This window comes from Leeuwenhoekiella sp. A2, from assembly GCF_047946655.1.
Taxonomy (GTDB): Bacteria; Bacteroidota; Bacteroidia; order Flavobacteriales; family Flavobacteriaceae; genus Leeuwenhoekiella.
The window spans coordinates 833,891-859,691 of the sequence record NZ_CP172311.1; the positions used below are offsets into that span (position 1 = coordinate 833,891).

At 37.5% G+C, this 25,801-nt stretch carries 37 protein-coding genes; 2 read left to right on the forward strand and 35 right to left on the reverse strand.

Going from position 1 to position 25,801, the window contains the following annotated elements; all coding sequences use genetic code 11:
• Window positions 1-44 precede the first annotated feature (44 nt).
• Together ACH3PA_RS03685 and ACH3PA_RS03690 are read left to right on the forward strand one after the other, a co-directional pair.
• On the forward strand, window positions 45-1,490 hold the full coding sequence (locus ACH3PA_RS03685; protein ID WP_416440235.1) for an SDR family oxidoreductase: 1,446 nt from the start codon (window positions 45-47) through the stop codon (window positions 1,488-1,490).
• A gap of 44 nt (window positions 1,491-1,534) precedes the next feature.
• A complete protein-coding gene (locus tag ACH3PA_RS03690) occupies window positions 1,535-3,013 on the forward strand; it encodes a BCCT family transporter (protein WP_416448549.1) in 1,479 nt (492 codons plus the stop codon).
• Here ACH3PA_RS03690 and ctlX read toward each other — a convergent pair.
• From ctlX to fusA, 35 genes are all read right to left on the reverse strand, one after another.
• Window positions 3,003-3,935: a citrulline utilization hydrolase CtlX gene (ctlX, locus tag ACH3PA_RS03695; protein WP_416440233.1), complete on the reverse strand. Its 933-nt coding sequence runs from the start codon at window positions 3,933-3,935 to the stop codon at window positions 3,003-3,005. The two genes, ACH3PA_RS03690 and ctlX, sit on opposite strands and share 11 nt — an antisense overlap.
• Before the next feature lie 66 nt (window positions 3,936-4,001).
• Entirely contained in the window at window positions 4,002-4,916 is a 915-nt protein-coding gene (locus ACH3PA_RS03700; protein ID WP_416440231.1) for a dimethylarginine dimethylaminohydrolase family protein, read from the reverse strand.
• A gap of 84 nt (window positions 4,917-5,000) precedes the next feature.
• Entirely contained in the window at window positions 5,001-6,287 is a 1,287-nt protein-coding gene (locus tag ACH3PA_RS03705; protein WP_416440229.1) for a citrate synthase, read from the reverse strand.
• Between the two features lie 640 nt (window positions 6,288-6,927).
• Complete coding sequence (gene eno, locus ACH3PA_RS03710; protein WP_416440227.1) at window positions 6,928-8,217, reverse strand: phosphopyruvate hydratase; 1,290 nt, start codon at window positions 8,215-8,217, stop codon at window positions 6,928-6,930.
• 198 nt (window positions 8,218-8,415) lie between these two features.
• Window positions 8,416-9,528: a glutamine-hydrolyzing carbamoyl-phosphate synthase small subunit gene (gene carA / locus ACH3PA_RS03715; protein ID WP_416440225.1), complete on the reverse strand. Its 1,113-nt coding sequence runs from the start codon at window positions 9,526-9,528 to the stop codon at window positions 8,416-8,418.
• 111 nt (window positions 9,529-9,639) lie between these two features.
• Window positions 9,640-10,122: a 50S ribosomal protein L17 gene (rplQ, locus tag ACH3PA_RS03720; RefSeq protein ID WP_416440223.1), complete on the reverse strand. Its 483-nt coding sequence runs from the start codon at window positions 10,120-10,122 to the stop codon at window positions 9,640-9,642.
• A gap of 38 nt (window positions 10,123-10,160) precedes the next feature.
• On the reverse strand, window positions 10,161-11,153 hold the full coding sequence (locus tag ACH3PA_RS03725; protein WP_416440221.1) for a DNA-directed RNA polymerase subunit alpha: 993 nt from the start codon (window positions 11,151-11,153) through the stop codon (window positions 10,161-10,163).
• A 26-nt stretch (window positions 11,154-11,179) separates the two neighbouring features.
• Entirely contained in the window at window positions 11,180-11,785 is a 606-nt protein-coding gene (rpsD, locus tag ACH3PA_RS03730; protein WP_416440219.1) for a 30S ribosomal protein S4, read from the reverse strand.
• 85 nt (window positions 11,786-11,870) lie between these two features.
• Window positions 11,871-12,281 (reverse strand): 30S ribosomal protein S11, encoded by a 411-nt coding sequence (gene rpsK / locus ACH3PA_RS03735; RefSeq protein ID WP_416440217.1) that lies wholly within the window; start codon window positions 12,279-12,281, stop codon window positions 11,871-11,873.
• A gap of 10 nt (window positions 12,282-12,291) precedes the next feature.
• Window positions 12,292-12,666: a 30S ribosomal protein S13 gene (gene rpsM, locus ACH3PA_RS03740; RefSeq protein WP_416440215.1), complete on the reverse strand. Its 375-nt coding sequence runs from the start codon at window positions 12,664-12,666 to the stop codon at window positions 12,292-12,294.
• 4 nt (window positions 12,667-12,670) lie between these two features.
• The gene (ykgO, locus tag ACH3PA_RS03745; RefSeq protein WP_015361145.1) at window positions 12,671-12,787 is read right to left on the reverse strand and encodes a type B 50S ribosomal protein L36; all 117 of its coding nucleotides are present in this window, start codon (window positions 12,785-12,787) and stop codon (window positions 12,671-12,673) included.
• 6 nt (window positions 12,788-12,793) lie between these two features.
• Entirely contained in the window at window positions 12,794-13,009 is a 216-nt protein-coding gene (infA, locus tag ACH3PA_RS03750; protein WP_006988529.1) for a translation initiation factor IF-1, read from the reverse strand.
• On the reverse strand, window positions 13,009-14,346 hold the full coding sequence (secY, locus tag ACH3PA_RS03755; protein WP_416440212.1) for a preprotein translocase subunit SecY: 1,338 nt from the start codon (window positions 14,344-14,346) through the stop codon (window positions 13,009-13,011). Before secY ends, infA begins: the two co-directional genes overlap by 1 nt.
• Window positions 14,347-14,357: 11 nt before the next feature.
• Window positions 14,358-14,810, reverse strand: a complete 453-nt coding sequence (rplO, locus tag ACH3PA_RS03760; protein WP_416440210.1) for a 50S ribosomal protein L15 — start codon at window positions 14,808-14,810, stop codon at window positions 14,358-14,360.
• An 11-nt stretch (window positions 14,811-14,821) separates the two neighbouring features.
• Window positions 14,822-15,001: a 50S ribosomal protein L30 gene (rpmD, locus tag ACH3PA_RS03765; RefSeq protein ID WP_416448421.1), complete on the reverse strand. Its 180-nt coding sequence runs from the start codon at window positions 14,999-15,001 to the stop codon at window positions 14,822-14,824.
• A 10-nt stretch (window positions 15,002-15,011) separates the two neighbouring features.
• Window positions 15,012-15,536 (reverse strand): 30S ribosomal protein S5, encoded by a 525-nt coding sequence (gene rpsE, locus ACH3PA_RS03770; protein ID WP_416440206.1) that lies wholly within the window; start codon window positions 15,534-15,536, stop codon window positions 15,012-15,014.
• 6 nt (window positions 15,537-15,542) lie between these two features.
• Window positions 15,543-15,899: a 50S ribosomal protein L18 gene (gene rplR, locus ACH3PA_RS03775; RefSeq protein WP_416440204.1), complete on the reverse strand. Its 357-nt coding sequence runs from the start codon at window positions 15,897-15,899 to the stop codon at window positions 15,543-15,545.
• An 11-nt stretch (window positions 15,900-15,910) separates the two neighbouring features.
• Window positions 15,911-16,453 (reverse strand): 50S ribosomal protein L6, encoded by a 543-nt coding sequence (rplF, locus tag ACH3PA_RS03780; RefSeq protein WP_416448422.1) that lies wholly within the window; start codon window positions 16,451-16,453, stop codon window positions 15,911-15,913.
• 20 nt (window positions 16,454-16,473) lie between these two features.
• Complete coding sequence (rpsH, locus tag ACH3PA_RS03785) at window positions 16,474-16,872, reverse strand: 30S ribosomal protein S8 (protein ID WP_416440200.1); 399 nt, start codon at window positions 16,870-16,872, stop codon at window positions 16,474-16,476.
• Between the two features lie 76 nt (window positions 16,873-16,948).
• The gene (rpsN, locus tag ACH3PA_RS03790; RefSeq protein WP_416440198.1) at window positions 16,949-17,218 is read right to left on the reverse strand and encodes a 30S ribosomal protein S14; all 270 of its coding nucleotides are present in this window, start codon (window positions 17,216-17,218) and stop codon (window positions 16,949-16,951) included.
• Window positions 17,219-17,220: 2 nt separating this feature from the next.
• The gene (rplE, locus tag ACH3PA_RS03795; protein WP_416440196.1) at window positions 17,221-17,772 is read right to left on the reverse strand and encodes a 50S ribosomal protein L5; all 552 of its coding nucleotides are present in this window, start codon (window positions 17,770-17,772) and stop codon (window positions 17,221-17,223) included.
• A gap of 2 nt (window positions 17,773-17,774) precedes the next feature.
• Window positions 17,775-18,086, reverse strand: a complete 312-nt coding sequence (gene rplX / locus ACH3PA_RS03800; protein ID WP_416440194.1) for a 50S ribosomal protein L24 — start codon at window positions 18,084-18,086, stop codon at window positions 17,775-17,777.
• An 11-nt stretch (window positions 18,087-18,097) separates the two neighbouring features.
• The gene (gene rplN / locus ACH3PA_RS03805) at window positions 18,098-18,466 is read right to left on the reverse strand and encodes a 50S ribosomal protein L14 (RefSeq protein ID WP_416440192.1); all 369 of its coding nucleotides are present in this window, start codon (window positions 18,464-18,466) and stop codon (window positions 18,098-18,100) included.
• A gap of 2 nt (window positions 18,467-18,468) precedes the next feature.
• Window positions 18,469-18,726, reverse strand: coding sequence for a 30S ribosomal protein S17 (gene rpsQ, locus ACH3PA_RS03810; RefSeq protein WP_006988541.1), 258 nt, complete (start codon window positions 18,724-18,726; stop codon window positions 18,469-18,471).
• Window positions 18,727-18,737: 11 nt separating this feature from the next.
• The gene (gene rpmC / locus ACH3PA_RS03815; RefSeq protein WP_416440189.1) at window positions 18,738-18,929 is read right to left on the reverse strand and encodes a 50S ribosomal protein L29; all 192 of its coding nucleotides are present in this window, start codon (window positions 18,927-18,929) and stop codon (window positions 18,738-18,740) included.
• Between the two features lie 11 nt (window positions 18,930-18,940).
• Window positions 18,941-19,363: a 50S ribosomal protein L16 gene (rplP, locus tag ACH3PA_RS03820; protein WP_416440187.1), complete on the reverse strand. Its 423-nt coding sequence runs from the start codon at window positions 19,361-19,363 to the stop codon at window positions 18,941-18,943.
• Between the two features lie 19 nt (window positions 19,364-19,382).
• The gene (gene rpsC / locus ACH3PA_RS03825; RefSeq protein WP_416440185.1) at window positions 19,383-20,099 is read right to left on the reverse strand and encodes a 30S ribosomal protein S3; all 717 of its coding nucleotides are present in this window, start codon (window positions 20,097-20,099) and stop codon (window positions 19,383-19,385) included.
• Window positions 20,100-20,102: 3 nt separating this feature from the next.
• Entirely contained in the window at window positions 20,103-20,513 is a 411-nt protein-coding gene (rplV, locus tag ACH3PA_RS03830) for a 50S ribosomal protein L22 (protein WP_416440183.1), read from the reverse strand.
• An 8-nt stretch (window positions 20,514-20,521) separates the two neighbouring features.
• Window positions 20,522-20,800 carry a 30S ribosomal protein S19 gene (gene rpsS, locus ACH3PA_RS03835; protein ID WP_416440181.1) on the reverse strand — a complete coding sequence of 93 codons (279 nt, stop codon included), beginning with the start codon at window positions 20,798-20,800 and terminating at the stop codon, window positions 20,522-20,524.
• 6 nt (window positions 20,801-20,806) lie between these two features.
• Complete coding sequence (gene rplB, locus ACH3PA_RS03840; RefSeq protein WP_416440179.1) at window positions 20,807-21,631, reverse strand: 50S ribosomal protein L2; 825 nt, start codon at window positions 21,629-21,631, stop codon at window positions 20,807-20,809.
• A 9-nt stretch (window positions 21,632-21,640) separates the two neighbouring features.
• Window positions 21,641-21,931, reverse strand: a complete 291-nt coding sequence (gene rplW, locus ACH3PA_RS03845; RefSeq protein WP_416440177.1) for a 50S ribosomal protein L23 — start codon at window positions 21,929-21,931, stop codon at window positions 21,641-21,643.
• 5 nt (window positions 21,932-21,936) lie between these two features.
• A complete protein-coding gene (gene rplD / locus ACH3PA_RS03850; protein WP_416440175.1) occupies window positions 21,937-22,566 on the reverse strand; it encodes a 50S ribosomal protein L4 in 630 nt (209 codons plus the stop codon).
• Complete coding sequence (gene rplC, locus ACH3PA_RS03855; protein WP_416440173.1) at window positions 22,566-23,177, reverse strand: 50S ribosomal protein L3; 612 nt, start codon at window positions 23,175-23,177, stop codon at window positions 22,566-22,568. Before rplC ends, rplD begins: the two co-directional genes overlap by 1 nt.
• A gap of 174 nt (window positions 23,178-23,351) precedes the next feature.
• A complete protein-coding gene (gene rpsJ / locus ACH3PA_RS03860; RefSeq protein WP_009779180.1) occupies window positions 23,352-23,657 on the reverse strand; it encodes a 30S ribosomal protein S10 in 306 nt (101 codons plus the stop codon).
• An 11-nt stretch (window positions 23,658-23,668) separates the two neighbouring features.
• On the reverse strand, window positions 23,669-25,801 hold the full coding sequence (gene fusA / locus ACH3PA_RS03865; protein WP_416440171.1) for an elongation factor G: 2,133 nt from the start codon (window positions 25,799-25,801) through the stop codon (window positions 23,669-23,671).

Consider the following 25,801-nt stretch of genomic DNA (forward strand, 5'->3'; position numbering starts at 1 on the left):
CTAACCACATTAAGAATTGATCAAATAAGTTTACATCTCATAAAATGAAAATATTACTTACAGGTGCAAATGGATATATTGGTTTGCGATTGTTACCTCAACTTCTGGAATTGGGTCACGATGTTATTTGCACCGTACGCGATAAGAAAAGACTAGCAGTTGATAAAGAGCTTAAAGAAAAAATCACCATCGTTGAGATTGATTTTCTTAAAGAACCTCAACCAGATCTGTTGCCAAAAGATATAGATGTAGCTTACTATCTAATTCACTCAATGACGTCATCAACAGATGACTTTGACGAAAAGGAAGAACGCTCTGCGAAAAATTTTAAAGAATACCTTTCACACACTAATTGCAAACAGGTTATTTATTTAAGCGGAATTATAAATGAAAAGAATTTAAGCAAGCATCTGCGTTCCCGTAAAAATGTAGAGGAAACTCTTTACAAAGGCAATTTTAATCTTACTGTATTACGTGCTGCTATCATTGTAGGTTCAGGAAGTTCTTCTTTTGAAATTATAAGGGATTTATGCGAAAAGCTTCCCGTTATGGTCACTCCAAAATGGGTGAAAACCCGATGCCAGCCTATTGCTATACGCAACGTTATGCAATACCTCACCGGCGTTCTGGGAAACGAGAAATGTTATAATGACTCTTTTGACATTGGCGGCCCTGATATTCTCACGTACAAAGAGATGATGCTTAACTATTCAAAAATAAGAGGGCTTTCACTAAGCATTATAGATGTTCCTGTGATGAGTCCAAAACTATCTTCCTATTGGTTATATTTTGTTACCTCAACCTCTTACAAGCTTGCATTAAATCTGGTTGACAGTATGCGCATTGAAGTTATCACTCGAGACACGAGACTTCAGGAAATTCTAAATATAGAACCCATTCATTATGAGGGTGCCATCAAACTGGCCTTTGAAAAAATAGAGCAAAATCAGGTTGTCTCCAGCTGGAAAGATTCTATGATAAGCGGAAGATTTAGAAAAGACCTGAGCAAATACATAAAAGTGCCTGAATTTGGTTGTTTGAAAGACAGGCAGCAAATCCCACTTAAAGATCCTGAAAGTGCCTTGGAAAATATATGGTCAATTGGCGGCGAAAGAGGTTGGTATTATGGTAATCCTCTATGGAAAATGCGAGGTTATATGGATAAACTGGTGGGCGGAGTTGGCCTCCGTCGAGGGCGTACACATCCTAATCGTATTTTTGAAGGTGATTCACTCGATTTTTGGCGCGTTCTTCTAGCTGATAAAGATCAAAAAAGATTGTTGCTTTTCGCGGAAATGAAAGTTCCCGGAGAAGCCTGGCTTGAATGGGAAATAGATGATAATAATGTTTTACACCAGACTGCTACCTTTAGACCTAAGGGTTTATTTGGAAGATTGTACTGGTACACGATGCTTCCCTTTCACTATTTTATTTTTGAAGGCATGATACGCAACATCGCCAATTATAAACCAAAAAACCAACTCGCATAAAACTACTCTCCTATTTAAAGCGCAATTCCCTGCTCAGTATTTCACTGGGTATTTTACTTGTGTTTTCATTTTTCCTCTACGCTGAAACGCTAAGTACATATAATGCCATTGAAGAAGCATCACTATGGGTGCGAACTTACTTTGGCCCTTTCTATTTGTATTTGGGGTTAGGCTGCGTTTTACTTTTAGTTGTGATCGCTTGTTCGCCTTGGGGTAAATACAAAATAGGAAAACAAGATAAAAAACCGGTTTTTTCGCGCCTAGCGTGGATTTCTATGCTATACAGCGCAGGGATGGGAGCGGGTATTTTACTACGAGCTGTGCAGGAACCGGTATTTATGCAGCAACATCCACCGCTGGCAACCCAGTCTACAGCAGAAACAATTGCACTAGAATTTACATTTTACCAATGGGGTTTTACAGCCTGGGCCTTTTATGCTGTATTTGCGCTCGCCATAGGCTACGCAATTTTCAAAAGAGAATTGCCTGTTGCCACCAGCAGTACTTTTGCAAGATTACTACCGACTAAAATTAATGCTGAAAAATCACCGATTTTATGCCAATTTATTGACATTTTGACCATATTAACGACGGTTTTTGGGTTAGTTGCCGCAGTAGGTTTAGGAGCTTCACAAATAAAAGGAGGTCTTAATCATCTTTTTGAAATAGACTTTGGATACACTACGATTATCGCACTTGTAGTTTTGATTGGTTTTCTCTCATTATTTTCTGCATTGAGCGGTGTAGATAAAGGGATAAAAAGGCTTTCTACTTGGAATATTTATCTCACAGTCGCTTTGCTTCTTTTTGTTTTTATGCAATGTGATATTCCGGCTGTTTCAAAGCAGTTTTTTACCTCATTTTATCGTTACATCATAGACTTTATCCCGATGAGTCTGGCAATAGGAAAATACGATCCCGGGCAAGCTTTTTTAACTGATTGGACTTATTATTACTGGGCATTCTGGCTGGCATGGGCGCCATTTACCGGAATATTTATTGCAAGAATATCTCAAGGACGTACGCTGCGCGAAATAATAATCGGCGTCTTATTGATTCCATCGCTGGGAACATTTTTTTGGTTCACTGTTTTTGGGCAATCAGCTTTTGAAATGATAAACAGTTGGGGAAGTTACTCCGGTGAGTTTGATAATGTGTTCACTTCAATATTTGTATTTCTGGAGCATTATCCCGCTCAGGGTTTTATAAATATGGTTGTGATCATTTTGCTGGTGAGCTTTCTTGTAACTTCGGTAGATTCAGCAATCTATGTTCTGAGTATGTTTACAGATAAAGGCAATCCAGACCCCAGTAAAAAACAGAGATTAATGTGGAGTATAATTTTGACGGTTTTTTGTGTGGGAATTGTGTTACTAGGTCACGCAAAAGCAGATAGTGATGTACTTACCGCCATGCAAAAACTGCTTATCATAACCTCCTTACCTCTAAGTTTGTTAATGGTCCTGATGATTGTTTTATGGGTAATTGATATTTCGCAAAAGCGAAAAGAATCTATTTCTTAGGCAGAAAAACCTCAGCCATCATACATCTCGCACTACCGCCACCGCAGGTTTCTATCGTCTCTATGTTACTGCTTACGATCTCGCAATATTTCTCTATAGCTTCAATCTGATTTTGATCAAGACTTTTATAAGCAGAATTGCTCATGATAAGGAATTTCTCCCCGCTTTTACTACGCACCTGTAGCATATTACCTGCAAATTGAGCAACTTGTTTTTCAGTAATAGCAATAATCTCTTTGCCGCTATCACGTAAGTGATCTATCACAACGCTTCTTTCTTTCTTATCATCAATACTGGAAAGACAGATCACGCAGAATTTTTCTGCAAGACACATCATCACATTAGTATGATAAATAGGAAGTCGCTCCCCAGAAACCGTCTGAAATGCAGTAAAAACCACCGGAAAATAGCCAAAATCCTCGCAGAACTCTATAAAAAGCTCTTCATCTGCTCGAGGCGAAAGTGCACAATATGCCTTTTCATTCACTCTGTCTAGCACAATGCTTCCTGTACCTTCCAGGAAGATATCTTCTTCTTCTGCAGCGGTATAATCTACAACGGAATTAATGGCAAAACCAGCAGTTTCCATCTTAGTAAAAAACTCTTCTCTGCGCTCTTTTCTTCTATTTTCAGCATACATGGGATAGATCGCAATGTTACCATTCTCATGTGTACTGATCCAGTTATTGGGAAAAATGGAATCTGGCGTATCCATTTGCTTATCATCTTCAATCACCAAAACATTGATCCCAATGCCGCGTAATTTAGCCACAAATGAATCGAATTCATACTGTGCTTTTTTATTAATTTCAGCATTTTTAAGATCGATATCTTCCTGAAAATAATTATTTACAGCCGTTTGCTCGTTCATTCTAAAGGCCACGGGCCTTACCATTATCACCGTATCTGTAATTTGTTGCATGTAGGATTGAAAGTTATTATTAGGTGCCGCTAAAGTAAGTAAAAGGTTAAGATTGTAGTGTAAAAATTAATCTCTAACTAAGGGTAATGTGCTGCAGCGTAAAAGACCTTCCTGCTTAGCGATTTCGGCATAATAGACCTCTTCTACCGTAATGCCATTTTTGCGCAGCCAAGTGTTTAATCTTGTGAACTGCCGCTCTGAAACAACCACATCTGGAGCTATAGAAAAGATATTAGAATTCATATTATACATCTCTTCTGCAGTGATCTCAAAAATATTTTCCTGACCAAAAAAGTCAACAAGCCAGTTATATTCTGTTTCGTTAAGAAAACCATTTTTATGTAAGATCGCCTTATCATTACCCACTGGTTGAAAGCAACAATCCAGATGCAAAGCATTTGCATAAGGATCTGTATTTGATTTCCTAAGGTTGAATGAAATTACCTTTTTCTCCGGAAACAAATTTTGCAAATGTTCTACAGCAAGCATATTCGTTCGCGCGATTATAAAATCACTATAATCTGGCTCTCTGTATGTCCCCACAAAAAGATAATCACCACAAGGCATAACATCGCCACCTTCTATATGAGCTTCTTCTGGAAAACGAATAACCTTGGCAGGATCAATTTGACCAATAATATGCTGAATAGCATCTATTTCCTGTTCTCTGTCTGGCAGAATATTAGCTTTTATAAAATAATCATCAATTACAAAACCAATGTCTCTGGCAAATATCTGGTTATAATCTTTTATAAGCTTTGGTCTAAAAACCTGCACGCCGTATCTATCAAAAACCTCTGCTATAGACTCAATTTCATGAACCATATCCTCTTCTTTAGGATATGTACCTTGCTGTATATGAAAGGCTGATTTAGGGTCGTACGCATCTGCAAGGTCTGGAGTACCCCCAAAACTTTTTGCAGTACCAAGTATCACAGCTCTAAGTTGAGAAACCTCGTCTTTGATATTAAGTCTTATCATTTTTTCGCTGCTTTGAAACAAATATAAATACAAAAAGGTTCCTAATAGTAAATCAGGAACCTTTATAAACATGTCATTGAAGATTTATCTGTCTTCTATTTTTTTGAAAGGTCGTAGTGTTTCACCAATGTATACCTGACGTGGGCGGCCTATTGGCTCTTTACGAAGACGCATTTCTCTCCATTGAGCGATCCATCCCGGTACGCGACCCATTGCAAACATAACGGTAAACATCTCAACAGGAATACCCAAAGCTCTGTATATGATTCCTGAGTAAAAATCTACATTAGGATATAGTTTTCGTTTTACGAAATAGTCGTCTTCTAAAGCTTCTTTTTCTAATCCCTTCGCTATATTAAGCACTTCATCTTCTACACCTAACTGACTTAAAACGTCATCTGCAGCTTTTTTAATGATCTTAGCTCGTGGATCAAAATTCTTATAAACACGATGACCAAAGCCCATTAGACGGAATGGATCTTCTTTGTCTTTAGCCTTAGCCATATATTTTTTAGTATCACCACCATCTGCCTTAATACCTTCAAGCATTTCTATCACAGCCTGGTTAGCGCCACCATGAAGTGGACCCCAAAGAGCAGAGATACCAGCAGAAATAGAGGCAAATAATCCGGCCTGTGAAGAACCTACAATACGCACAGTAGAAGTAGAACAGTTTTGCTCGTGATCTGCATGCAGAATTAAAAGTTTATCAAGTGCTTCAATAATTGAAGGATCTGCCTTGTATTCACTGTTAGGCTTAGAGAACATCATTTTATGCAAATTCTCTACATAATCAAGGTTGTCATCACCATAATCAAGTGGTCGACTCATTTTAGTGCGCATGGTCCATGCTACCAGAACAGGAAATTTACCAAGAAGCTTAACTATCGCACCGTACATTTCTTCTTCAGAATCTACGTTCACCGCTCCCGGATTAAATGCTGTAAGGGCAGAAGTTAAAGATGCAAGAACCCCCATAGGATGAGCAGATTTAGGAAAACCATTAAGAATTTTCTTTACATCTTCATCTACATGACTCTCTTCCTTGATATCTTCATGAAATTTATTAAGTTGATCTGAAGTTGGCAATTCACCAAAGATCAGGAGATAGGTCACTTCAAGAAAACTGGCTTTTTCTGCTAACTCCTCAATTGCATAACCCCGATATCGCAAAATTCCTTCTTCACCGTCTAAAAAGGTTATTGCGCTCTCGCAACTTCCTGTATTTTTATAACCCGGGTCAAGAGTAGTAATCCCCCCCGTAACTACCCTAAGGCTTGCTATATCTATTGCTGTTTCTTTTTCTGAACCTGTAACAAGAGGAAATTCATAGGATTTACCATCTATGGTAAGCGTAGCATTATCCGCCATTAGTATACTTATTTTAGCTTATTATCTATTAATTTGAGAAATGCTAAAGTACAAAATTAACAGGGATTTATAAAGTGAGAGCGGGCTCTACAGGTTAAATAAACCTTAAAAAGAAAAAGGGGTAAGCACAATTGATGTAGCATACCCCTTACCCAACTTCAAACCTAGTCTTCAATTTTGTAATATTTGGTAAAGATGAGCGGATGCTACTCTATTAAATTTCACATCCGCCCTCTTACCCAACTTAAAATCTTAAGTATCTTTTAGTGGGTCTGAAGACCAAATCTTCTATTGTTTTTCTGATGTGATAAAGCTAATAAAATTTAGAAATAACTAACACTTTATTTAAATAATTTAAACACTATTATTCCTACATTAAATTAAACAAGATTTATTATACAAATAATAATATTTTAGTGTAAAAATTCATTTTCATTGAAATAAAATCAAATAAAAGTTTAAATTAATTAATTATCAATATTTTTAAATTTCATTCCTTTATTTAATAAAGTTAACTATTCACTATTAATTGTGTATTTCAACGATATTAACACATGATTAAACGTCAAATCAACATACACAGTAACTAAAAAAGCACCCTAAAAGGGTGCTTTTTACCGATTAAATACCGATTTTTATTTTATTTCACTTTAAACGCATTTGTTTGCGGAAAGTAAGCAGTAGATCCCAACTCTTCTTCGATTCTTAAAAGCTGATTGTATTTTGCCATACGATCACTACGAGAAGCAGAACCCGTTTTAATTTGACCGGTATTAAGTGCCACAGCAAGATCTGCAATTGTATTATCTTCAGTTTCACCAGAACGGTGAGACATTACAGAAGTATAACCGGCATTATGCGCCATATTTACTGCAGAAATCGTTTCAGTTAACGTTCCTATCTGGTTAACCTTTATAAGAATTGAATTTGCAATACCGTTTTCAATACCTCTAGATAATCTCTCTACGTTAGTTACGAAAAGATCATCACCTACTAATTGTACTTTATCACCAATCTTGTCAGTTAAAGATTTCCATCCTTCCCAGTCATTCTCATCCATACCATCTTCAATAGAAATAATAGGATATTTTGATGCTAGTTCTGCAAGATATTGAGCCTGCTCTTCGCTTGTGCGCACTACACCTTTGTCTCCTTCAAATTTGGTATAATCATATTTACCGTTCTCATAGAATTCTGCAGCAGCGCAATCAAGAGCGATCATCACTTCATCACCAAATTTATAACCTGCATTTTCTACAGCTTTTTGAATACTTTCTATAGCATCTTCTGTACCCTCAAGCGTTGGTGCAAAACCTCCTTCATCGCCTACAGCAGTGCTTAGACCACGGTCATGCAATACTTTTTTAAGATTGTGAAAGATCTCTGTTCCCATTTTCATAGCATGTGTAAAGTTTTCAGCTTTTACAGGCATGATCATAAATTCCTGAAACGCGATAGGCGCATCACTATGAGAACCACCATTAATTATATTCATCATTGGTACAGGAAGTGTGTTTGCACTTACACCACCTACATATCGATACAATGGCATGTTCAACTCATTAGCTGCAGCTTTCGCACAAGCAAGAGAAACACCTAAGATCGCATTAGCACCAAGATTTGATTTATTAGGAGTGCCGTCTAGCTCGATCATTGTTTGATCTATCAAGTTCTGTTCAAAAACAGAAACTCCTAATAACTCTTGAGCTATAACAGAATTCACGTTGTCTACAGCTTTAAAAACTCCTTTACCCATGTAGTCCTTACCACCGTCACGTAGCTCTACAGCTTCATGTTCTCCTGTTGATGCTCCTGATGGTACAGCAGCACGACCCAGAACTCCGTTTTCGGTTATTACATCTACTTCTACAGTGGGATTTCCACGAGAATCTAAAATTTGACGCGCATGAATATTAATAATAATGCTCATTTCTTAAATATTGGATTAATTAATTTAGCTGCGGCAAGATACGCAATAACGTATTAAAATTTCCTGACGCGACGCTGGTTTTCAAGGTTTTTAATAAATTTTAAATATTACTGACGTAATAGTAACCTAAAGTTTACCCAGTGGTAAAAAATCGGTTAAAAACATCAAAAAATCCTCTTTTTAGGAGGATTTTTCGCTTTAAGCTGTAACTTGATTCATTCGTTCTACAAACTCATCAAAAAGATAAGTAGCATCGTTAGGTCCTGGTCCTGCTTCAGGGTGATATTGCACAGAGAAGCAATTCTTGTTCTTCATGCGTAGCCCCATTACCGTATTATCATTAAGATGCTGGTGTGTAACTTCTATATCTGGGTTATTTTTAGCCTCTTCATAATTTACAGAGAAACCATGATTTTGAGAAGTAACCTCTCCCTTACCGGTACCCCAGTTTTTAACAGGATGGTTTATCCCTCTGTGACCATGATGCATTTTAAAAGTACTTATACCATTAGCGAGTGCAATGACCTGATGCCCTAAACAGATACCAAAAAGTGGTGCATCATCTTCTAAAATTTGTTTGGTTACTTCAATCGCTTCTTTTAAAGGCTGAGGATCGCCGGGACCATTTGACAGAAAATAGCCGTCAGGATTCCAAGCTTTCATTTCTTCATAGGTCGTATTATAAGGAAATACCTTTATGTAAACATCACGTTTTGCAAGGTTGCGCAGGATGTTCTTTTTAATCCCAAGATCTAAAGCAGCAACTTTATATTTAGCAGTTTCTTCACCAAAATAATAAGCCTCTTTTGTAGAAACTTTTGAAGCTAGTTCAAGTCCATTCATATCAGGAACCTGAGCAAGCTGTTTTTTTAATTCTTCAATATTATCAACATCTGTAGAGATTGCCGCATTCATAGCACCATTATCCCTTATATATGCCACAAGAGCTCTGGTATCTACATCTGTTATCGCCAGTAAATTATTACGATCAAGAAAAGCTTCTAAAGATTCATGAACACGCTCTCTAGAATAGTAATAGCTAAAATTACGACAGATTAAACCAGATATTTTAGCTGTTTCAGACTCAGTCTCATCATTATTCCCGCCGTAGTTACCAATGTGTGCATTAGTGGTTACCATAAGCTGGCCATAATATGAGGGGTCTGTAAATATCTCCTGATAACCGGTCATACCGGTATTAAAACATACTTCGCCAAAGGCTGTCCCTTCTTTATCTCCCACAGATTTACCATAAAAAATGGTCCCATCTGCAAGAAGAACTATAGCTTTAGATTTCGTTTTATATTTCATTACTTGATTTTAAGTATGATATAGGTAAATGTTTTGACAAAATTAATCATAAAAAAAAGGATAAGCTTAAAACAGCTTATCCTTTTAATTTATAGTAGAGAATAAATATTTTTATTCTTCTTCATCATTTGCTTTAGTTTCTTTAGCCGGAGCTTCAGTTACTGCTTCGCTTGATTTTTTACGACCCGCTCTACGAGTAGATTTCTTCTTATCAGATTTATCTACATTGTAAAGTTCGTTATAATCTACAAGTTCAATTAAAGCCATATCTGCGTTATCACCTTGACGGTTACCCAATTTAATGATACGCGTATAACCTCCTGGTCTGTCACCTACTTTTACAGCAACATCTCTAAAAAGTTCTGCAACCGCATCTTTTTGACGTAGTTTGCTCATTACGATACGACGGTTATGTGTAGTATCTTCTTTAGATTTTGTTACTAAAGGCTCGACAAATTGCTTAAGCGCTTTTGCTTTTGCCACAGTAGTATTGATGCGTTTATGCTCAATTAAAGAACAAGCCATATTGGCTAGCATAGATCTTCTATGCGCTGTCTTTCTTCCTAAGTGGTTTATCTTCTTTCCGTGTCTCATGATTCAATATTTTTTTCGCCAGAGCGAAAAAGACCTCACTAGTCTTTGTCTAATTTATATTTTGAAAGATCCATACCGAAGTTAAGTCCCTTAACATTTACAAGCTCTTCAAGCTCTGTAAGTGACTTTTTACCGAAATTACGGAACTTCATCAAGTCGTTCTTGTTATAAGATACCAAGTCACCTAAAGTATCAACTTCTGCTGCTTTTAAGCAGTTTAAAGCTCTTACCGATAGATCCATATCTACAAGTTTAGTTTTTAGAAGTTGACGCATATGAAGAGACTCTTCATCGTAAGTTTCAGTTTGAGCAATTTCATCAGCTTCAAGCGTGATGCGCTCATCAGAAAATAACATGAAATGGTGTATTAAGGTCTTTGCAGCTTCAGTCAATGCATCTTTAGGATGAATAGAACCGTCTGTAATGATCTCAAAAACCAGCTTTTCATAATCGGTTTTTTGCTCTACACGGTAGTTTTCGATGCTATATTTCACGTTTTTTATAGGCGTGTAAATAGAATCTGTAAATATTGTACCTACGGGAGCGTTTTGTTTCTTGTTCTCTTCTGCAGGAACATATCCACGACCTTTCTCTATAGAAATCTCCATATTAAGGTTTACATTCTTATCCATATTGCAGATAACTAAATCTGGGTTAAGAACCTGAAAACCTGAAATAAACTTCTGGAAATCGCCAGCTACTAATTGATCTTTATCTGAAACAGAGATAGTAACAGTCTCATTATCTATCTCGTCTATTTGTCTTTTAAAGCGTACCTGCTTTAGATTTAATATTATCTCGGTAACATCTTCTACAACTCCAGATATGGTTGAAAACTCGTGATCTACACCTTCTATGCGTACAGAGGTGATAGCAAAACCTTCTAATGAAGAAAGAAGCACTCGTCGCAATGCATTTCCTACGGTTAAACCGTATCCTGGCTCCAAGGGTCTGAATTCAAACTTACCTTCAAAGTCAGTAGAATCAATCATTATGACTTTATCGGGCTTTTGGAAATTAAGTAATGCCATATTATGTTTTCTAAGAGTTGTTATTATTATTTTGAGTACAATTCAACGATGAATTGCTCATTGATGTTTTCTGGTATTTGGATACGTTCTGGCACAGAAACAAAAGTTCCCTGCTTAGTATCGTTGTTCCATGTAATCCATTCATAAACATGATTAGCATTTGCTAAAGAGTTCTCGATTACATCAAGAGATTTTGATTTCTCACGTACAGCAACAACATCACCAGCCTTAATATTATATGAAGGAATGTTTACTAATTCTCCATTAACAGTAATATGTCTGTGAGAAACTAATTGACGTGCAGCTCTTCTAGAAGGAGCGATACCCATTCTAAATACTACGTTGTCTAAACGAGATTCACATAATTGTAAAAGTACAACCCCGGTAATTCCTGTAGCACGGGTTGCTTTTTCAAACATATTGCGGAATTGACGCTCTAATACACCATAAGTGTATTTTGCTTTTTGCTTTTCCTGTAACTGGATAGCATATTCAGACTTCTTACCACGACGTCTGTTGTTTCCATGTTGACCTGGAGGATAGTTTCTTTTTTCAAAAGATTTATCATCTCCGAAAATCGCTTCACCAAATTTTCTAGCGATTTTAGTTTTAGGACCGGTATATCTTGCCATTCTAAATAATTGTTTTGTGGGGTGGTTAAGGAATTAAGGTCTAGTCCTTCGCAGAACCAATACTCCCCGATTGATATGATTTATATTAAACTCTTCTTCTTTTAGGAGGACGACATCCATTATGTGGTAGTGGAGTTACATCAATAATTTCTGTAACCTCTATACCGCTATTATGGATAGAACGTATAGCAGACTCACGGCCATTACCGGGACCCTTAACATATACTTTCACTTTACGCAATCCTGCTTCATGAGCTACTTTACTAGCATCTTCAGACGCTAATTGAGCTGCATAAGGAGTATTTTTCTTAGATCCTCTAAAGCCCATTTTACCGGCAGAAGACCAAGAAATAACATCACCTTTTTTATTTGTCAAAGAAACAAGGATGTTGTTGAAAGAGGCTGCGATATGAGCTTCACCTACAGACTCAACAATTACCTTACGCTTTTTTGTGCTCTTAGCACCTTTTGCACTTTTAGTGTTTTGCTTTGCCATTGCTTACTTATTATTTAGTCGCTTTCTTCTTGTTAGCAACAGTTTTACGCTTACCTTTTCTGGTTCTAGAGTTATTCTTAGTACGTTGACCACGTAAAGGTAAACCAGTTCTGTGACGTATACCTCTATAGCAACCTATATCCATAAGACGTTTGATGCTCATTTGCACCTCACTTCTTAACTCACCTTCAATTTTAAAAGAGCCTACAGCCTCGCGTATGCGACCTATTTGATCATCATCCCAATCAGAAACCTTAAGATCTTCATCTACATCAGCCTGAGCTAAAATTTCTTTTGCTCTACTGTTACCTATTCCAAAGATGTAAGTTAAAGCTATTACACCTCTTTTTTGTTTTGGGATATCTACCCCTGCAATTCTAGCCATAATATTAACCTTGTCTTTGTTTGAACTTAGGATTCTTTTTGTTGATTACATATAATCTGCCTTTGCGACGTACAATCTTGCAGTCGGCACTTCTCTTTTTTATTGATGCTCTTACTTTCATCTCGTCTTAGTATCTATAGGTTATTCGAGCCTTACTTAAATCATACGGGCTCATTTCTAATTTTACTTTATCTCCAGGTAATAATTTTATATAATGCATACGCATCTTACCTGAGATATGCGCAGTCACTACGTGACCATTTTCTAGTTCTACACGAAACATTGCATTAGACAACGCTTCAATAATAGTTCCATCTTGTTCTATTGCTGATTGTTTTGCCATTATGCTACTGCTTTTCTGTTTTTACCTGTTTTCATTAGACCATCATAATGTCTATTTAAAAGGTATGAATTAACCTGTTGCATTGTATCTATAGCAACACCTACAAGAATAAGTAAAGATGTACCACCATAAAATAAGGCCCATCCTGTTTGCATACCTAATATACTTACTGCGATTGCAGGAAATACTGCGATAAGAGCTAGAAATATAGAACCCGGCAAAGTAATCTGTGACATTATACGATCAAGATATTCCGCAGTTTCAGTACCTGGCCTAATACCAGCTATAAAACCACCACTGCGCTTAAGATCATCTGCCATCTTGTTAGTAGGAACCGTAATTGCAGTGTAGAAATAAGTGAATATAATAATCAATAAACCGAATACAAAATTGTACCAGAAACCAAAGATATTTTTAAACTCTGATGCTATTGATTGCGCCATTGCTGAATCTGATAATCCAATCGCTGCGGCAGGTATAAACATAATTGCCTGCGCGAAAATAATAGGCATTACTCCAGAAGCATTTAGCTTTAAAGGAATATACTGACGACTACCAAAAACATTTCTTTCATAACTCCCGCTAGCAGTTCTTCTCGCATATTGCACAGGTATTTGACGTACAGCCATTACCAGCAATATTGATAGAAGAATAATAACAAACCAAATAACTAATTCTATAAGAATCATTATTAAACCACCGTTAGACTCAGTAACACGTGAAACCCACTCCTGAATAAAAGCAAGTGGTAAACGTGCGATAATACCCACCATAATCAATAGTGAAATACCATTCCCAATACCTTTATCTGTAATTTTCTCACCCAACCACATTGCAAACACACAACCGGTTGCCAAAATAATCACAGATGACACTACAAATGTCATATCATTACCTAGCACAAAAGCCTCGGCAGGCAGGATATTATACAAGTTAAGAATATAACCAGGTCCCTGAACCAAAGTAATAGCAATAGTTAACCATCGTGTGATCTGATTGATCTTACGACGCCCACTTTCACCCTCCTTTTGGAGTTTTTGCAAATAAGGAATAGCTATACCCATAAGCTGCACCACAATAGATGCAGAGATATAAGGCATTATTCCTAATGCAAAAACGGAAGCATTAGAAAAAGCTCCTCCTGTAAACGCATTTAATAAACCTAAAAGACCGCTATCTGTCTGCTGGGACAAATTAGCCAGTTGAGAAGCATCTATACCAGGTAGAACTATCTGGGCACCAAAACGGTAAACCAATAGTAAACCTAAGGTAAGTAAGATCCTATTCTTAAGTTCCTCTATTTTCCAGATATTTTTTATCGTTTCTATAGCCTTCATTCGAATCGTGATTATAAAGTTACCGCTTCACCTCCAGCAGCTTCAATAGCTTTTTGTGCTGATGCTGTAAATTTATGAGCTGTTACCTTTAACTTAGCTTTAAGCTCACCACGACCTAAAATTTTAACTAAATCATTTTTACCAGCTAGTCTATTCTCAACTAATGCGTCAAGAGTTACTTCTTCACTGATACGACCAGCGTCTACATATTCTTGTAAAGTATCTATATTGATACCAGCATATTCCTTACGGTTGATGTTGTTAAAACCAAATTTAGGAACACGACGTTGAAGTGGCATTTGACCACCTTCAAAACCTACTTTCTTAGAATATCCAGAACGTGACTTCGCACCTTTGTGCCCACGACCTGCGGTACCACCATTACCAGTGGCTTGACCGCGGCCTCGCCTGCTGTCGTTCTTTTTTACCGAGCCTGCTGCCGGTTTTAAGTTATTTAAACCCATTTTATAAATGTTTAAGCTTCTTCTACAGAAACTAAATGATTCACTTTGTTTATCATTCCCAGGATGTTAGGAGTATTTTCATGCTCAACAACCTGTCCTATTTTCTTAAGACCCAATGCTTCAAGGGTTCTCTTCTGGTTCTGAGTACGGTTTATAGCACTTTTCACCTTTGTTACTTTAATCTTTGCCATCGTCTTAATATTATCCTTTGAATACTTTGTCTAAAGAAATACCACGTTGCTTAGCTACAGTATCAGCACTACGTAATTGTAATAATGCATCAAATGTTGCTTTAACCACGTTGTGCGGGTTTGATGAACCTTGATTTTTAGAAAGTACATCATGTACACCTACTGCTTCAAGTACAGATCTTATAGCACCACCGGCGATAACACCGGTACCAGGAGCAGCCGGCAACAATAGAACTCTCGCCCCACCGTATTTACCTTTTTGCTCATGTGGCAAAGTACTTTTACTAAGCGGTATTCTTACTAAATTCTTCTTAGCGTCTTCTACTGCTTTAGCAATTGCACTAGCAACCTCTTTAGACTTTCCAAGACCATGTCCTACTACTCCATGCTCATCACCTACAACTACTATAGCAGAAAAACCGAAAGCTCTACCACCTTTTGTTACTTTAGTAACACGTTGTACACCTACTAAACGATCTTTAAGATCAAGTCCACTTGGTTTTACTAACTCTACGTTTTTATATTTTTGATACATAACTTCTTAGAATTTTAATCCGCCTTCTCGGGCTCCTTCTGCTAATTGTTTTACTCTTCCGTGGTATAAGTAACCACCGCGATCAAATGATACAGCCTCAATACCAGCCTCTGTAGCTTTAGCGGCAATTGCTTTACCTACAAGCTTAGCAATCTCTGCCTTATTGCCCTTTTCAGCAGCAATATCTTTATCTCTTGAAGAAGCAGCGCTTATTGTTTTTCCAGTAGTATCATCTATAATCTGAGCATAGATCTCATTATTACTTCTATATACAGAAAGTCTGGGTCGCTCTGAAGTACCAGTAAGTGACTTACGAATCCTTCTACGGATCTTGTTTCTCCTATCTAACTTTGAAAATGCCATAACTTTATGTCTTATGCAGATTTACCTGCTTTTCTTCTTATTTGTTCTCCTACAAACTTAATACCTTTTCCTTTGTAAGGTTCTGGCTTACGGAAAGCTCTGATTTTTGCAGCAACCTGCCCTACAAGCTGCTTATCATAAGAACTAAGTTTAATAACAGGATTCTTACCTTTCTCTGTTACAGTTTCAACAGCAACTTCTGGAGCTATATCTAAAATAATGTTATGAGAGAAACCAAGTGCAAGATCTAATTTTTGACCTTGATTACTTGCTCTATAACCTACCCCAACAAGTTCTAGTGATTTTGTGTAACCATTAGATACACCTTCAATCATATTACTGATCAAAGCGCGATACAAACCATGTTTAGATTTGTCTTCTTTCTTATCTGAAGAACGTTCTAAAGTAATCACACCATCTTCGATAGAAATATCGATAGCTGAAAATTCCTGCTTAAGTTCTCCTAATTTTCCTTTCACTGTTACAATACCATCAGTTACATCAACTGTAACACCTTGTGGAATTGTAATTGGATTTTTACCTATTCTTGACATCTTTTCGTCTTTTTAGCTGGTTAGTATACGTAGCAAAGTACTTCACCACCTACATTTTCCTGCTGAGCTTGCTTGCCTGTCATAACTCCCTTAGAAGTTGAAACAATAGCTATACCTAATCCGTTAAGGATACGAGGTACCTCAGATGAAGATGAATACTTACGTAAACCAGGTTTACTAATTCTTTGAATATCCTTGATTACAGACTCTTTAGTCTCTTTATCATATTTCAAAGCAATTTTAATTGACCCCTGCGGAGTATTGCTCTCAAATTTGTAACTAAGAATATAACCTTGATCAAACAAGATTTTGGTAATTTCCTTCTTTAAGTTAGAAGCGGGAATTTCCACTACTCGGTGGTTTGCCGCAGCTGCATTTCTAATTCTCGTTAGAAAATCTGCAATTGTATCTGTATACATTTCTATTAATTTGCGGTTTTGGTTTTCATTGCCACGATGACAAATGAACCTGAAACCAATTTAATTTATAAGTCTATTACCAGCTAGCTTTCTTCACACCGGGAATAAGTCCCTGGTTTGCCATTTCACGAAAAGTAACACGTGAAATTCCAAAAGTTCGCATATACCCTCTAGGACGACCAGTTAATTTACAGCGATTGTGCTGACGAACTGGTGACGAGTTTTTTGGTAATTTCTGCAAAGCCTCATAATCTCCAGCTTCTTTTAAAGCTTTACGTTTATCAGCATATTTCGCAGCCAATTCCTCGCGTTTCCTTTCACGGGCTTTCATTGATTCTTTTGCCATAACTAATTCTTTTTAAATGGTAATCCCAATTCGGTTAAAAGTGATTTAGCTTCTTTATCTGTTTCAGCAGAAGTTTCAAAGGTAATATTCATTCCCTCTATCTTTCTCACTTTATCAATATCAACTTCAGGGAAGATGATTTGCTCTGTGATTCCTAAGCTATAGTTTCCACGACCATCAAAACCTGAGGCTTTAATACCGTTGAAATCTCTAACACGCGGAAGAGCACTTGTGATCAATCTGTCAAGGAATTCATACATACGCTCACCACGTAAAGTAACTTTTGCCCCAATAGGCATACCTTTACGCAATTTAAAAGCAGCAACATCCTTTTTAGATATTGTCGCTATCGCCTTTTGACCAGCGATCATAGTTAATTCATCAACTGAATAATCTATAAGCTTCTTATCAGCCACTGCTGCACCTACACCTCTAGATATTACTATCTTTTTTAGTTTAGGAACCTGCATGATATTCTGATATCCAAATTCTTCCTGAAGAGCAGAGATTACTCGCTCTTTATACTCTTTCTTAAGTCTTGAAGTGTAAGCCATAACTATATTACTTCATTTGATTTTTTAGAATAACGCACTTTTTTACCATCTTCAATACGGTACCCTACACGTGTAGTATCACCGTTTTTATCTACAAGAGATAAATTTGAAATCTGAATTGGCGCTTCCTTTTTTGCTATACCACCCTGAGGATTAGATGCGCTAGGCTTTTCATGCTTAGACACTAAATTTACACCCTCAACGATAGCTTTATTTTTCTCTATTAGGACACGTTGTACCTTACCTTCCTGACCTTTATGATCACCAGCAATTACCTTAACGTTATCACCTACTTTTATTTTAAGCTTTGTCATTTTATAATGTATTAAAGCACTTCTGGTGCCAATGATACAATCTTCATGAACTGCTTATCACGAAGCTCTCTTGCAACAGGACCAAAAACACGTGTACCACGCATTTCTCCCTGAGCATTAAGAAGCACACAAGCATTATCATCAAAACGGATGTAAGACCCATCAGGACGACGTACTTCTTTTTTAGTGCGCACTACAACAGCTGTTGAAACCGCTCCTTTTTTTACCTGACCATTAGGTGTTGCATCTTTTACAGAAACAACAATCTTATCGCCAACAGAAGCATATCTTCTTTTCGTTCCGCCTAATACACGAATAGTCAAAACTTCTTTTGCCCCCGTGTTATCTGCTACTCTTAATCTTGATTCTTGCTGTAACATAATTATTTGGCTCTTTCAATGATTTCTACCAGTCTCCAACATTTAGATTTACTTAAAGGTCTTGTTTCCATGATCTTTACTGTATCTCCTATATTGCAGTCATTTGTTTCATCGTGTGCTACGTATTTTTTCGTTTTCAAAACGAATTTTCCATACATAGGGTGCTTTACCTTTTTAACCTCTGCAACAACAATAGATTTTTGCATTTTGTTACTGGTAACTACACCTATACGTTCTTTTCTTAAATTTCTTTTTTCCATCTTAAGCAGCATTATTGTAATTCTCGTTTTGTAAGCTCAGTAGCTATACGCGCTACCGCTCTTCTAAGACCTCTAAGCTGAATGGGATTTTCCAAAGGGGAAATAGCATGCGCCATTTTAAGATCCATATATGCTCTTCTGGCTTTCACAAGTTCCTCCTGTAATTCTGCTACAGATAATTCTTTTACTTCTGATTGTTTCATTTTTCTAGAATTTAGTCAGCTTGATAATCCCTTGCCACAACATACTTTGTTCTTACTGGAAGCTTTTGAGCTGCAAGTCTTAACGCTTCACGCGCTACAGGCTCAGCAACACCACCAATTTCAAACAACATTCTACCCGGCTTTACTACTGCTGCCCAATACTCAACAGCACCTTTACCTTTACCCATACGTACCTCAAGAGGCTTTTTGGTTATAGGCTTATCTGGAAAGATCCTAATCCATAGTGATCCTTCACGTTTCATAAAACGAGTAGCTGCGATACGAGCGGCTTCAATTTGTCTTGAAGTAACAAAAGTGGAATCTAATGATTTGATACCAAAGGTACCATTTGAAAGTTCATGCCCTCTTCCGGCATTACCTTTCATCCGTCCCTTTTGCTGCTTACGGAATTTTGTCTTTTTAGGCTGTAACATCTCTCTTTACTTTAAAAAATTACTTTCTACGACGTGATTTATTACCACCACTACCGCGTCCGGCCTTTCCTTGTTTTTTGGCTAAACCTACTAAAGGAGATAATTCTCTTTTTCCGTAGACCTCACCTTTCATGATCCATACTTTAACACCCAATCTACCATAAGTAGTGTGAGCTTCAACTAAAGCATAGTCAATATCGGCTCTAAATGTTGATAATGGAATACGACCATCTTTGTAAGATTCTGAACGTGCCATTTCAGCACCATTCAATCTTCCAGAAATCTGAATTTTAATACCTTCAGCATTCATGCGCATAGCAGCCGCTATAGCCATTTTAATTGCTCTTCGGTAAGAAATACGATTCTCGATTTGACGAGCAACACTAGATGCAACTAAAAATGCATCAAGTTCTGGTCGCTTAATCTCAAAGATATTGATCTGAACTTCCTTATCTGTAATTTTTTTAAGCTCTTCTTTCAACTTGTCTACCTCTTGACCACCTTTCCCAATAATTATACCAGGTCTTGCAGTAGTGATAGTAACGGTTACAAGCTTAAGCGTACGCTCAATAATTACTCTAGACACACTAGCTTTAGATAAACGAGCGTGAATATACTTTCTAATCTTATCGTCTTCGGCAAGTTTATCGCCGTAGTCGTTACCACCATACCAGTTGGATTCCCATCCTCTTATGATACCTAGGCGATTTCCGATTGGATTTGTCTTCTGTCCCATTTATTATTTGCTTTGTGTGTTATCGTTAGCACCAAGCACAACTGTAACGTGATTGCTGCGTTTTCTTATTCTGTGTGCGCGACCCTGTGGAGCTGGACGAAGTCTCTTTAACATACTTCCACCATCAACACGAATCTCTTTTACAAATAAATCTGCTTCCTCAACACTTCCTTCTTCATTCTTCTCTTGCCAGTTGGCAATTGCAGAAAGCACAAGCTTCTCAACACGACGTGAAGCTTCTTTATTGCTGAATTTCAATATTTGAAGCGCCTTCTCTACTTTCTCCCCTCTTACTAAATCTGCAACTAGTCGCATCTTTCTGGGTGAAGTAGGGCAGTTGTTAAGTTTAGCAAAGGCTATATTCTTCTTAGCCTCTTTTATCTGCTCTGCTCTTTCTTTTTTACGAACTCCCATAGCTTCAATTATTTTTTACCTTTATTTTTTGCACCAGCATGACCCCTAAAAGATCTTGTAGGTGAAAATTCTCCTAACTTATGACCCACCATGTTCTCTGTAACATAAACTGGTACAAACTGGCGACCATTATGCACTGCGATTGTTTGACCCACAAAATCTGGTGTTATCATCGAGGCACGAGACCAAGTCTTAATAACAGTTTTTTTGTTTGCTTCAACATTAGCAGCTACTTTTTGCTCTAATTTATAGTGAACGTAAGGTCCTTTTTTTAATGAACGTGCCATATCTTATTATTTCTTTCTACGTTCTACAATATATTTATTACTCGCTTTAGTCTTGCTACGCGTTCTGTAACCCTTAGCAGGTATACCTTTTCTAGAACGTGGATGACCTCCAGAAGAACGACCTTCACCACCACCCATCGGGTGATCAACAGGGTTCATAACTACTGGTCTTGTTCTAGGTCTTCTACCTAACCATCTACTTCTACCAGCTTTACCAGAAACAAGTAATTGATGATCGCTGTTAGAAACAGCACCTATTGTAGCCATGCAGTTAACAAGAATTAATCTTGTTTCACCAGACGGTAATTTTACAGTAGCAAATTTACCATCACGTGCCATAAGCTGAGCAAATGCACCTGCACTTCTCGCCATTATAGCTCCTTGACCAGGACGTAGTTCAATACAAGAAATGATAGTTCCCAAAGGAATATCTGATAAAGCCATTGCATTACCAATTTCAGGAGCGACACCTTCACCAGAGACAATGTTCTGCCCTACCTGAAGACCATTAGGAGCGATAATATAACGCTTCTCACCATCCTGATAATTCAACAAAGCAATAAAAGCAGTCCTGTTAGGATCATACTCTATAGACGCAACAGTTGCAGGAACTCCAGTTTTGTTACGTTTAAAATCAATAATACGGTAACGTTGTTTATGACCACCACCTTTGTAGCGCATAGTCATTTTACCTTGACTGTTTCTACCTCCAGATTTTTTCTTCGGAGCCAAAAGGCTTTTTTCCGGCTTATCAGTAGTAATGGCGTCAAACCCATTTACTACTCTAAAACGCTGACCTGGAGTGATTGGTTTTAATTTTCTTACTGACATTTTTTAGTCTTAAATATTACTATAAAAATCAATCGTATCACCTTCCGCCACCTGTACAATAGCCTTCTTAAAAGACTTTGTTTTACCAGTGATCATTCCCGATTTTGTAAAACGAGTTTTACGATCTGGACGGACGTTCATAGTTCTTACTTTAATAACTGAAACGCCATAAGATGCCTCAACAGCATTTTTTATTTCAATCTTGTTAGAACCTGGATTCACTTCAAATGTATAGCGGTTATTCACCTCACTATCCATTGTAGCTTTTTCTGTAATCACGGGTTTTATTAAAATACTCATAACGCTTACTTATTTAAAGTTTGCTCAATTTCTTCTAGAGACCCTTCTAAAAACACAACATTATGAACATTCATAATTTTGTAAGTGCTTAATTCTGAGCTTTTTACGACTTCAGAGGTCCTTAAATTGCGTGACGACAAATATACATTATTATTCGTGTCACCCAACACAAACAGAGATTTTTTATTCTCAAGCCCTAAAGCTTGTAAAACATTGATAAAATCTTTCGTCTTAGGAGTTTCAAAATTGAAATCCTCAACTACTGTTATTGCCTTATCATTAGCCTTAATAGTTAAAGCTGAACGACGTGCTAAACGCTTTAATCCTTTATTTAATTTAAAAGAATAGTTACGTGGACGTGGACCAAAAGCGCGACCCCCTCCTTTGAAAACAGGAGACTTTATACTACCAGCACGAGCTGTACCAGTACCTTTTTGCTTTTTAATCTTACGTGTACTTCCAGAAATCTCTGCACGCTCCTTAGATTTGTGAGTACCTTGTCTTTTATTAGCCAGATACTGCTTTACATCTAAATAAACGGCATGATTGTTAGGTTCAATACCAAAAACATCATTAGAAAGTTCAACCTCTCTACCTGTTTCTTTACCTTTTATGTCAACAACTGCTAGTTTCATTACTTCTCAATAATTACATAAGAGTTCTTGTGACCAGGTACACAACCTTTAACAACAAGCAGATTTTTATCTGCAACCACTTTTAAAACTCTTAAATTTTGAACTTTCACTTTCTCAGCTCCCATTTGTCCAGCCATGCGCATTCCTTTGAATACGCGAGCAGGATAAGATGCCGCACCAATAGAACCAGGAGCTCTTAAACGGTTATGTTGACCGTGAGTAGACTGACCTACACCACCAAATCCATGGCGCTTTACTACACCCTGAAAACCTTTACCTTTAGAGGTACCTGCCACATCGACAAATTCTCCTTCTCTAAAGACGTCCACAGTAATAGTGTCTCCTAAATTATAATTATCCTCAAATTCCTTAAACTCGGCAACTTTACGCTTTGCAACTGTTCCTGCTTTTTTGGCGTGGCCTTCAGCAGATTTATTTGCAGTCTTTGCGTCATCGAAACCAAGTTGAAGGGCTTTATACCCGTCTACCTCTTCGGTTCTGACTTGGGTAACAACGCAGGGTCCAGCCTGAATGACAGTACAAGGAATATTCTTTCCGTTCTCGTCAAAGATGCTGGTCATACCTACTTTTTTTCCAATTAACCCAGACATATTTAGTTATTAATTAATGATTATTTACTTATTTAAATCACCTACCGGTGAAAATATCTTAAAAAAAACAGGGTCAAAATACCTTCAACCCTGAATGTATTTTTACCGTTTTTCCCTTGCGCGCAGCTCAGGACATGTAACTTCAGACAGCAGTCTAAAATTGAGATAAAATAACTATACTTTTATCTCTACTTCTACCCCACTAGGAAGTTCTAACTTCATCAAAGCATCAATAGTTTTTGAAGAAGAACTATAGATATCAAGTAAACGCTTATAAGAGCTAAGCTCAAACTGTTCACGTGATTTCTTATTTACGTGTGGAGAACGTAACACTGTAAATATTTTTTTATGCGTAGGTAAAGGTATTGGCCCGGTTACAACAGCACCGGTACTCTTTACTGTTTTTACGATCTTCTCAGCAGACTTATCTACTAAGTTGTGATCGTAAGATTTCAATTTAATTCTGATTTTCTGACTCATTTCTTAGTAAATTAAGCGTTAGCAGTTCCTTTAGCCGCAGCGATTACATCTGCTGAAATATTAGCAGGCGTTTCTGCATAGTGTGAAAACTCCATAGTTGACGTTGCACGACCTGATGAAAGAGTACGCAAAGTAGTTACGTAACCAAACATTTCAGAAAGTGGCACAGAAGCCTTAACTACTTTAGCACCGGCACGATCACCCATACTGTTCATTTGACCACGACGTCTGTTCAAGTCACCTACAATATCACCCATGTTTTCTTCAGGAGTAATAACCTCAAGCTTCATAATAGGCTCAAGAATAACAGCTCCAGCTTGTTTTGCAACAGCTTTAAAGCCCATTTTTGCAGCTAACTCAAAAGAAAGAGCATCTGAATCCACAGGGTGGAAAGAACCGTCTTTAAGAGTTACTTTCATACTATCAACCTCAAATCCTGCAAGAGGACCATTGATCATAGCTTGCTTAAATCCTTTCTCTACAGAAGGGATATATTCTTTAGGAACGTTACCACCTTTAATAGCGTTAACAAACTCAAGACCTATTTTGCCTTCTTCTGCGGGCTCAAGCGTAAATACGATATCAGCAAATTTACCACGACCACCAGATTGTTTTTTATAAACCTCTCTGTGATCTGCAGCGCGCGTGATAGCTTCTTTATACTCAACCTGTGGCTGACCTTGATTAACCTCTACCTTAAACTCACGTCTAAGACGGTCTACAATGATATCAAGGTGAAGCTCACCCATACCAGATATAATAGTTTGACCAGAAGCCTCATCAGTACGAACCTGGAAGGTTGGATCTTCTTCAGCCAATTTAGACAGAGCCATTCCTAGCTTATCTACATCAGCTTTTGTTTTAGGCTCTACAGCTATACCAATTACAGGGTCTGGGAAGTCCATGCTCTCAAGAACAATAGGATGCTTCTCATCAGACATAGTATCACCTGTCTTAATATCCTTAAAACCTACAGCTGCACCTATATCTCCAGCTTCAATAAAATCAATAGCGTTTTGCTTGTTTGAGTGCATCTGATAAATACGAGAGATACGTTCCTTTTTACCTGAACGGTTGTTCAAGATATAAGAACCAGCCTCAAGACGACCAGAATAAGCACGGAAGAATGCAAGACGACCAACAAAAGGATCTGTAGCAATCTTAAATGCTAATGCAGCAAAAGGAGCAGTAACATCAGGCTTACGTAATTCTTCTTTTTCAGTGTCAGGATTAATACCTATAATACCTTCTTTATCTACCGGCGAAGGTAAATAACGACATACAGCATCAAGTAAAAATTGAACACCTTTATTTTTAAAAGCAGAACCGCAAATCATTGGGATGATAGACATATCCATAACAGCAGCGCGAAGAGCAGCATGCACTTCATCTTCTGTAATAGAATCTTCATCTTCCATGAATTTCTCTAGCAAGTTCTCATCATAAGCTGCCACCTCTTCGATAAGCAGAGCACGATATTTTCTTGCCTCCTCTTTCATATCCTCAGGAATATCGATCACATCGAAAGTAGCTCCCTGAGTTTCATCATGCCATACTATAGCACGGTTCTTAACTAAATCTATAATACCTTTAAAGTCTGCTTCATCCCCAATGTTTAAAACAATAGGCACAGCATTAGACTTCAACATATCTTTTACCTGCTGGCATACAGCAAGGAAGTTAGACCCAGAACGGTCCATCTTATTCACAAAACCAATACGAGGTACGTGATAATTATCTGCAAGTCTCCAGTTAGTTTCAGATTGTGGCTCAACACCATCAACTGCACTAAACAAGAAAACTAAACCATCAAGAACTCTTAAAGAACGGTTTACTTCTACAGTAAAGTCAACGTGTCCCGGAGTATCTATAATATTAAAATGGTAATCTTTCGAATCAGGAGTAGGCTGGGCATTTTCCATTGGGAACTTCCAAGAACAAGTCGTTGCAGCAGAGGTAATTGTAATACCACGCTCCTGCTCTTGCTCCATCCAGTCCATAGTAGCTGCACCATCATGTACTTCACCTATCTTGTGACTAACACCAGTATAGTAAAGTATACGCTCTGTTGTGGTAGTTTTACCAGCATCAATATGCGCAGCAATCCCTATATTCCTTGTAAATTTTAAATCTCTTTGTGCCAT

Bases quoted from the DNA above. Each gene is read 5' to 3' on its own strand.
- ctlX (WP_416440233.1), bottom strand. From the start codon at position 3,935: ATGCAACAAATTACAGATACGGTGATAATGGTAAGGCCCGTGGCCTTT.
- rplW (WP_416440177.1), bottom strand. From the start codon at position 21,931: ATGAGTATTTTAATAAAACCCGTGATTACAGAAAAAGCTACAATGGAT.
- rplO (WP_416440210.1), bottom strand. From the start codon at position 14,810: ATGGGTTTAAATAACTTAAAACCGGCAGCAGGCTCGGTAAAAAAGAAC.
- rpsC (WP_416440185.1), bottom strand. From the start codon at position 20,099: ATGGGACAGAAGACAAATCCAATCGGAAATCGCCTAGGTATCATAAGA.
- rplE (WP_416440196.1), bottom strand. From the start codon at position 17,772: ATGGCTTACACTTCAAGACTTAAGAAAGAGTATAAAGAGCGAGTAATC.
- rplN (WP_416440192.1), bottom strand. From the start codon at position 18,466: ATGTTACAGCAAGAATCAAGATTAAGAGTAGCAGATAACACGGGGGCA.
- rplR (WP_416440204.1), bottom strand. From the start codon at position 15,899: ATGGCATTTTCAAAGTTAGATAGGAGAAACAAGATCCGTAGAAGGATT.
- ykgO (WP_015361145.1), bottom strand. From the start codon at position 12,787: ATGAAAGTAAGAGCATCAATAAAAAAGAGAAGTGCCGACTGCAAGATT.
- rpmC (WP_416440189.1), bottom strand. From the start codon at position 18,929: ATGAAACAATCAGAAGTAAAAGAATTATCTGTAGCAGAATTACAGGAG.
- rpsQ (WP_006988541.1), bottom strand. From the start codon at position 18,726: ATGGAAAAAAGAAATTTAAGAAAAGAACGTATAGGTGTAGTTACCAGT.
- secY (WP_416440212.1), bottom strand. From the start codon at position 14,346: ATGAAGGCTATAGAAACGATAAAAAATATCTGGAAAATAGAGGAACTT.
- rpsE (WP_416440206.1), bottom strand. From the start codon at position 15,536: ATGTATCAAAAATATAAAAACGTAGAGTTAGTAAAACCAAGTGGACTT.
- ACH3PA_RS03685 (WP_416440235.1), top strand. From the start codon at position 45: ATGAAAATATTACTTACAGGTGCAAATGGATATATTGGTTTGCGATTG.
- infA (WP_006988529.1), bottom strand. From the start codon at position 13,009: ATGGCAAAACAATCAGCAATAGAACAAGATGGAACTATTATTGAAGCG.
- fusA (WP_416440171.1), bottom strand. From the start codon at position 25,801: ATGGCACAAAGAGATTTAAAATTTACAAGGAATATAGGGATTGCTGCG.
- rpsK (WP_416440217.1), bottom strand. From the start codon at position 12,281: ATGGCAAAGCAAAACACTAAAAGTGCAAAAGGTGCTAAGAGCACAAAA.
- rpsJ (WP_009779180.1), bottom strand. From the start codon at position 23,657: ATGAGTCAGAAAATCAGAATTAAATTGAAATCTTACGATCACAACTTA.
- rpsS (WP_416440181.1), bottom strand. From the start codon at position 20,800: ATGGCACGTTCATTAAAAAAAGGACCTTACGTTCACTATAAATTAGAG.
- rpsD (WP_416440219.1), bottom strand. From the start codon at position 11,785: ATGGCAAGATATACCGGTCCTAAAACTAAAATCGCTAGAAAATTTGGT.
- rplX (WP_416440194.1), bottom strand. From the start codon at position 18,086: ATGACAAAGCTTAAAATAAAAGTAGGTGATAACGTTAAGGTAATTGCT.
- ACH3PA_RS03705 (WP_416440229.1), bottom strand. From the start codon at position 6,287: ATGGCGGATAATGCTACGCTTACCATAGATGGTAAATCCTATGAATTT.
- eno (WP_416440227.1), bottom strand. From the start codon at position 8,217: ATGAGCATTATTATTAATATTCATGCGCGTCAAATTTTAGATTCTCGT.
- rpsN (WP_416440198.1), bottom strand. From the start codon at position 17,218: ATGGCAAAAGAATCAATGAAAGCCCGTGAAAGGAAACGCGAGGAATTG.
- rplB (WP_416440179.1), bottom strand. From the start codon at position 21,631: ATGTCAGTAAGAAAATTAAAACCAATCACTCCAGGTCAGCGTTTTAGA.
- rplV (WP_416440183.1), bottom strand. From the start codon at position 20,513: ATGGGAGTTCGTAAAAAAGAAAGAGCAGAGCAGATAAAAGAGGCTAAG.
- rplP (WP_416440187.1), bottom strand. From the start codon at position 19,363: ATGTTACAGCCTAAAAAGACAAAATTCCGTAAGCAGCAAAAGGGACGG.
- rpsH (WP_416440200.1), bottom strand. From the start codon at position 16,872: ATGTATACAGATACAATTGCAGATTTTCTAACGAGAATTAGAAATGCA.
- rplF (WP_416448422.1), bottom strand. From the start codon at position 16,453: ATGTCAAGAATAGGTAAAAATCCAATTACAATTCCACAAGGTGTTACA.
- rpmD (WP_416448421.1), bottom strand. From the start codon at position 15,001: ATGGCAAAGATTAAAGTAACAAAGGTGAAAAGTGCTATAAACCGTACT.
- carA (WP_416440225.1), bottom strand. From the start codon at position 9,528: ATGAAATATAAAACGAAATCTAAAGCTATAGTTCTTCTTGCAGATGGG.
- rplQ (WP_416440223.1), bottom strand. From the start codon at position 10,122: ATGAGACACGGAAAGAAGATAAACCACTTAGGAAGAAAGACAGCGCAT.
- rplC (WP_416440173.1), bottom strand. From the start codon at position 23,177: ATGTCTGGGTTAATTGGAAAAAAAGTAGGTATGACCAGCATCTTTGAC.
- ACH3PA_RS03725 (WP_416440221.1), bottom strand. From the start codon at position 11,153: ATGGCATTACTTAATTTCCAAAAGCCCGATAAAGTCATAATGATTGAT.
- rpsM (WP_416440215.1), bottom strand. From the start codon at position 12,666: ATGGCTAGAATTGCAGGGGTAGATATCCCAAAACAAAAAAGAGGTGTA.
- rplD (WP_416440175.1), bottom strand. From the start codon at position 22,566: ATGAAACTAGCAGTTGTTGACATAAAAGGTAAAGAAACAGGTAGAGAG.
- ACH3PA_RS03700 (WP_416440231.1), bottom strand. From the start codon at position 4,916: ATGATAAGACTTAATATCAAAGACGAGGTTTCTCAACTTAGAGCTGTG.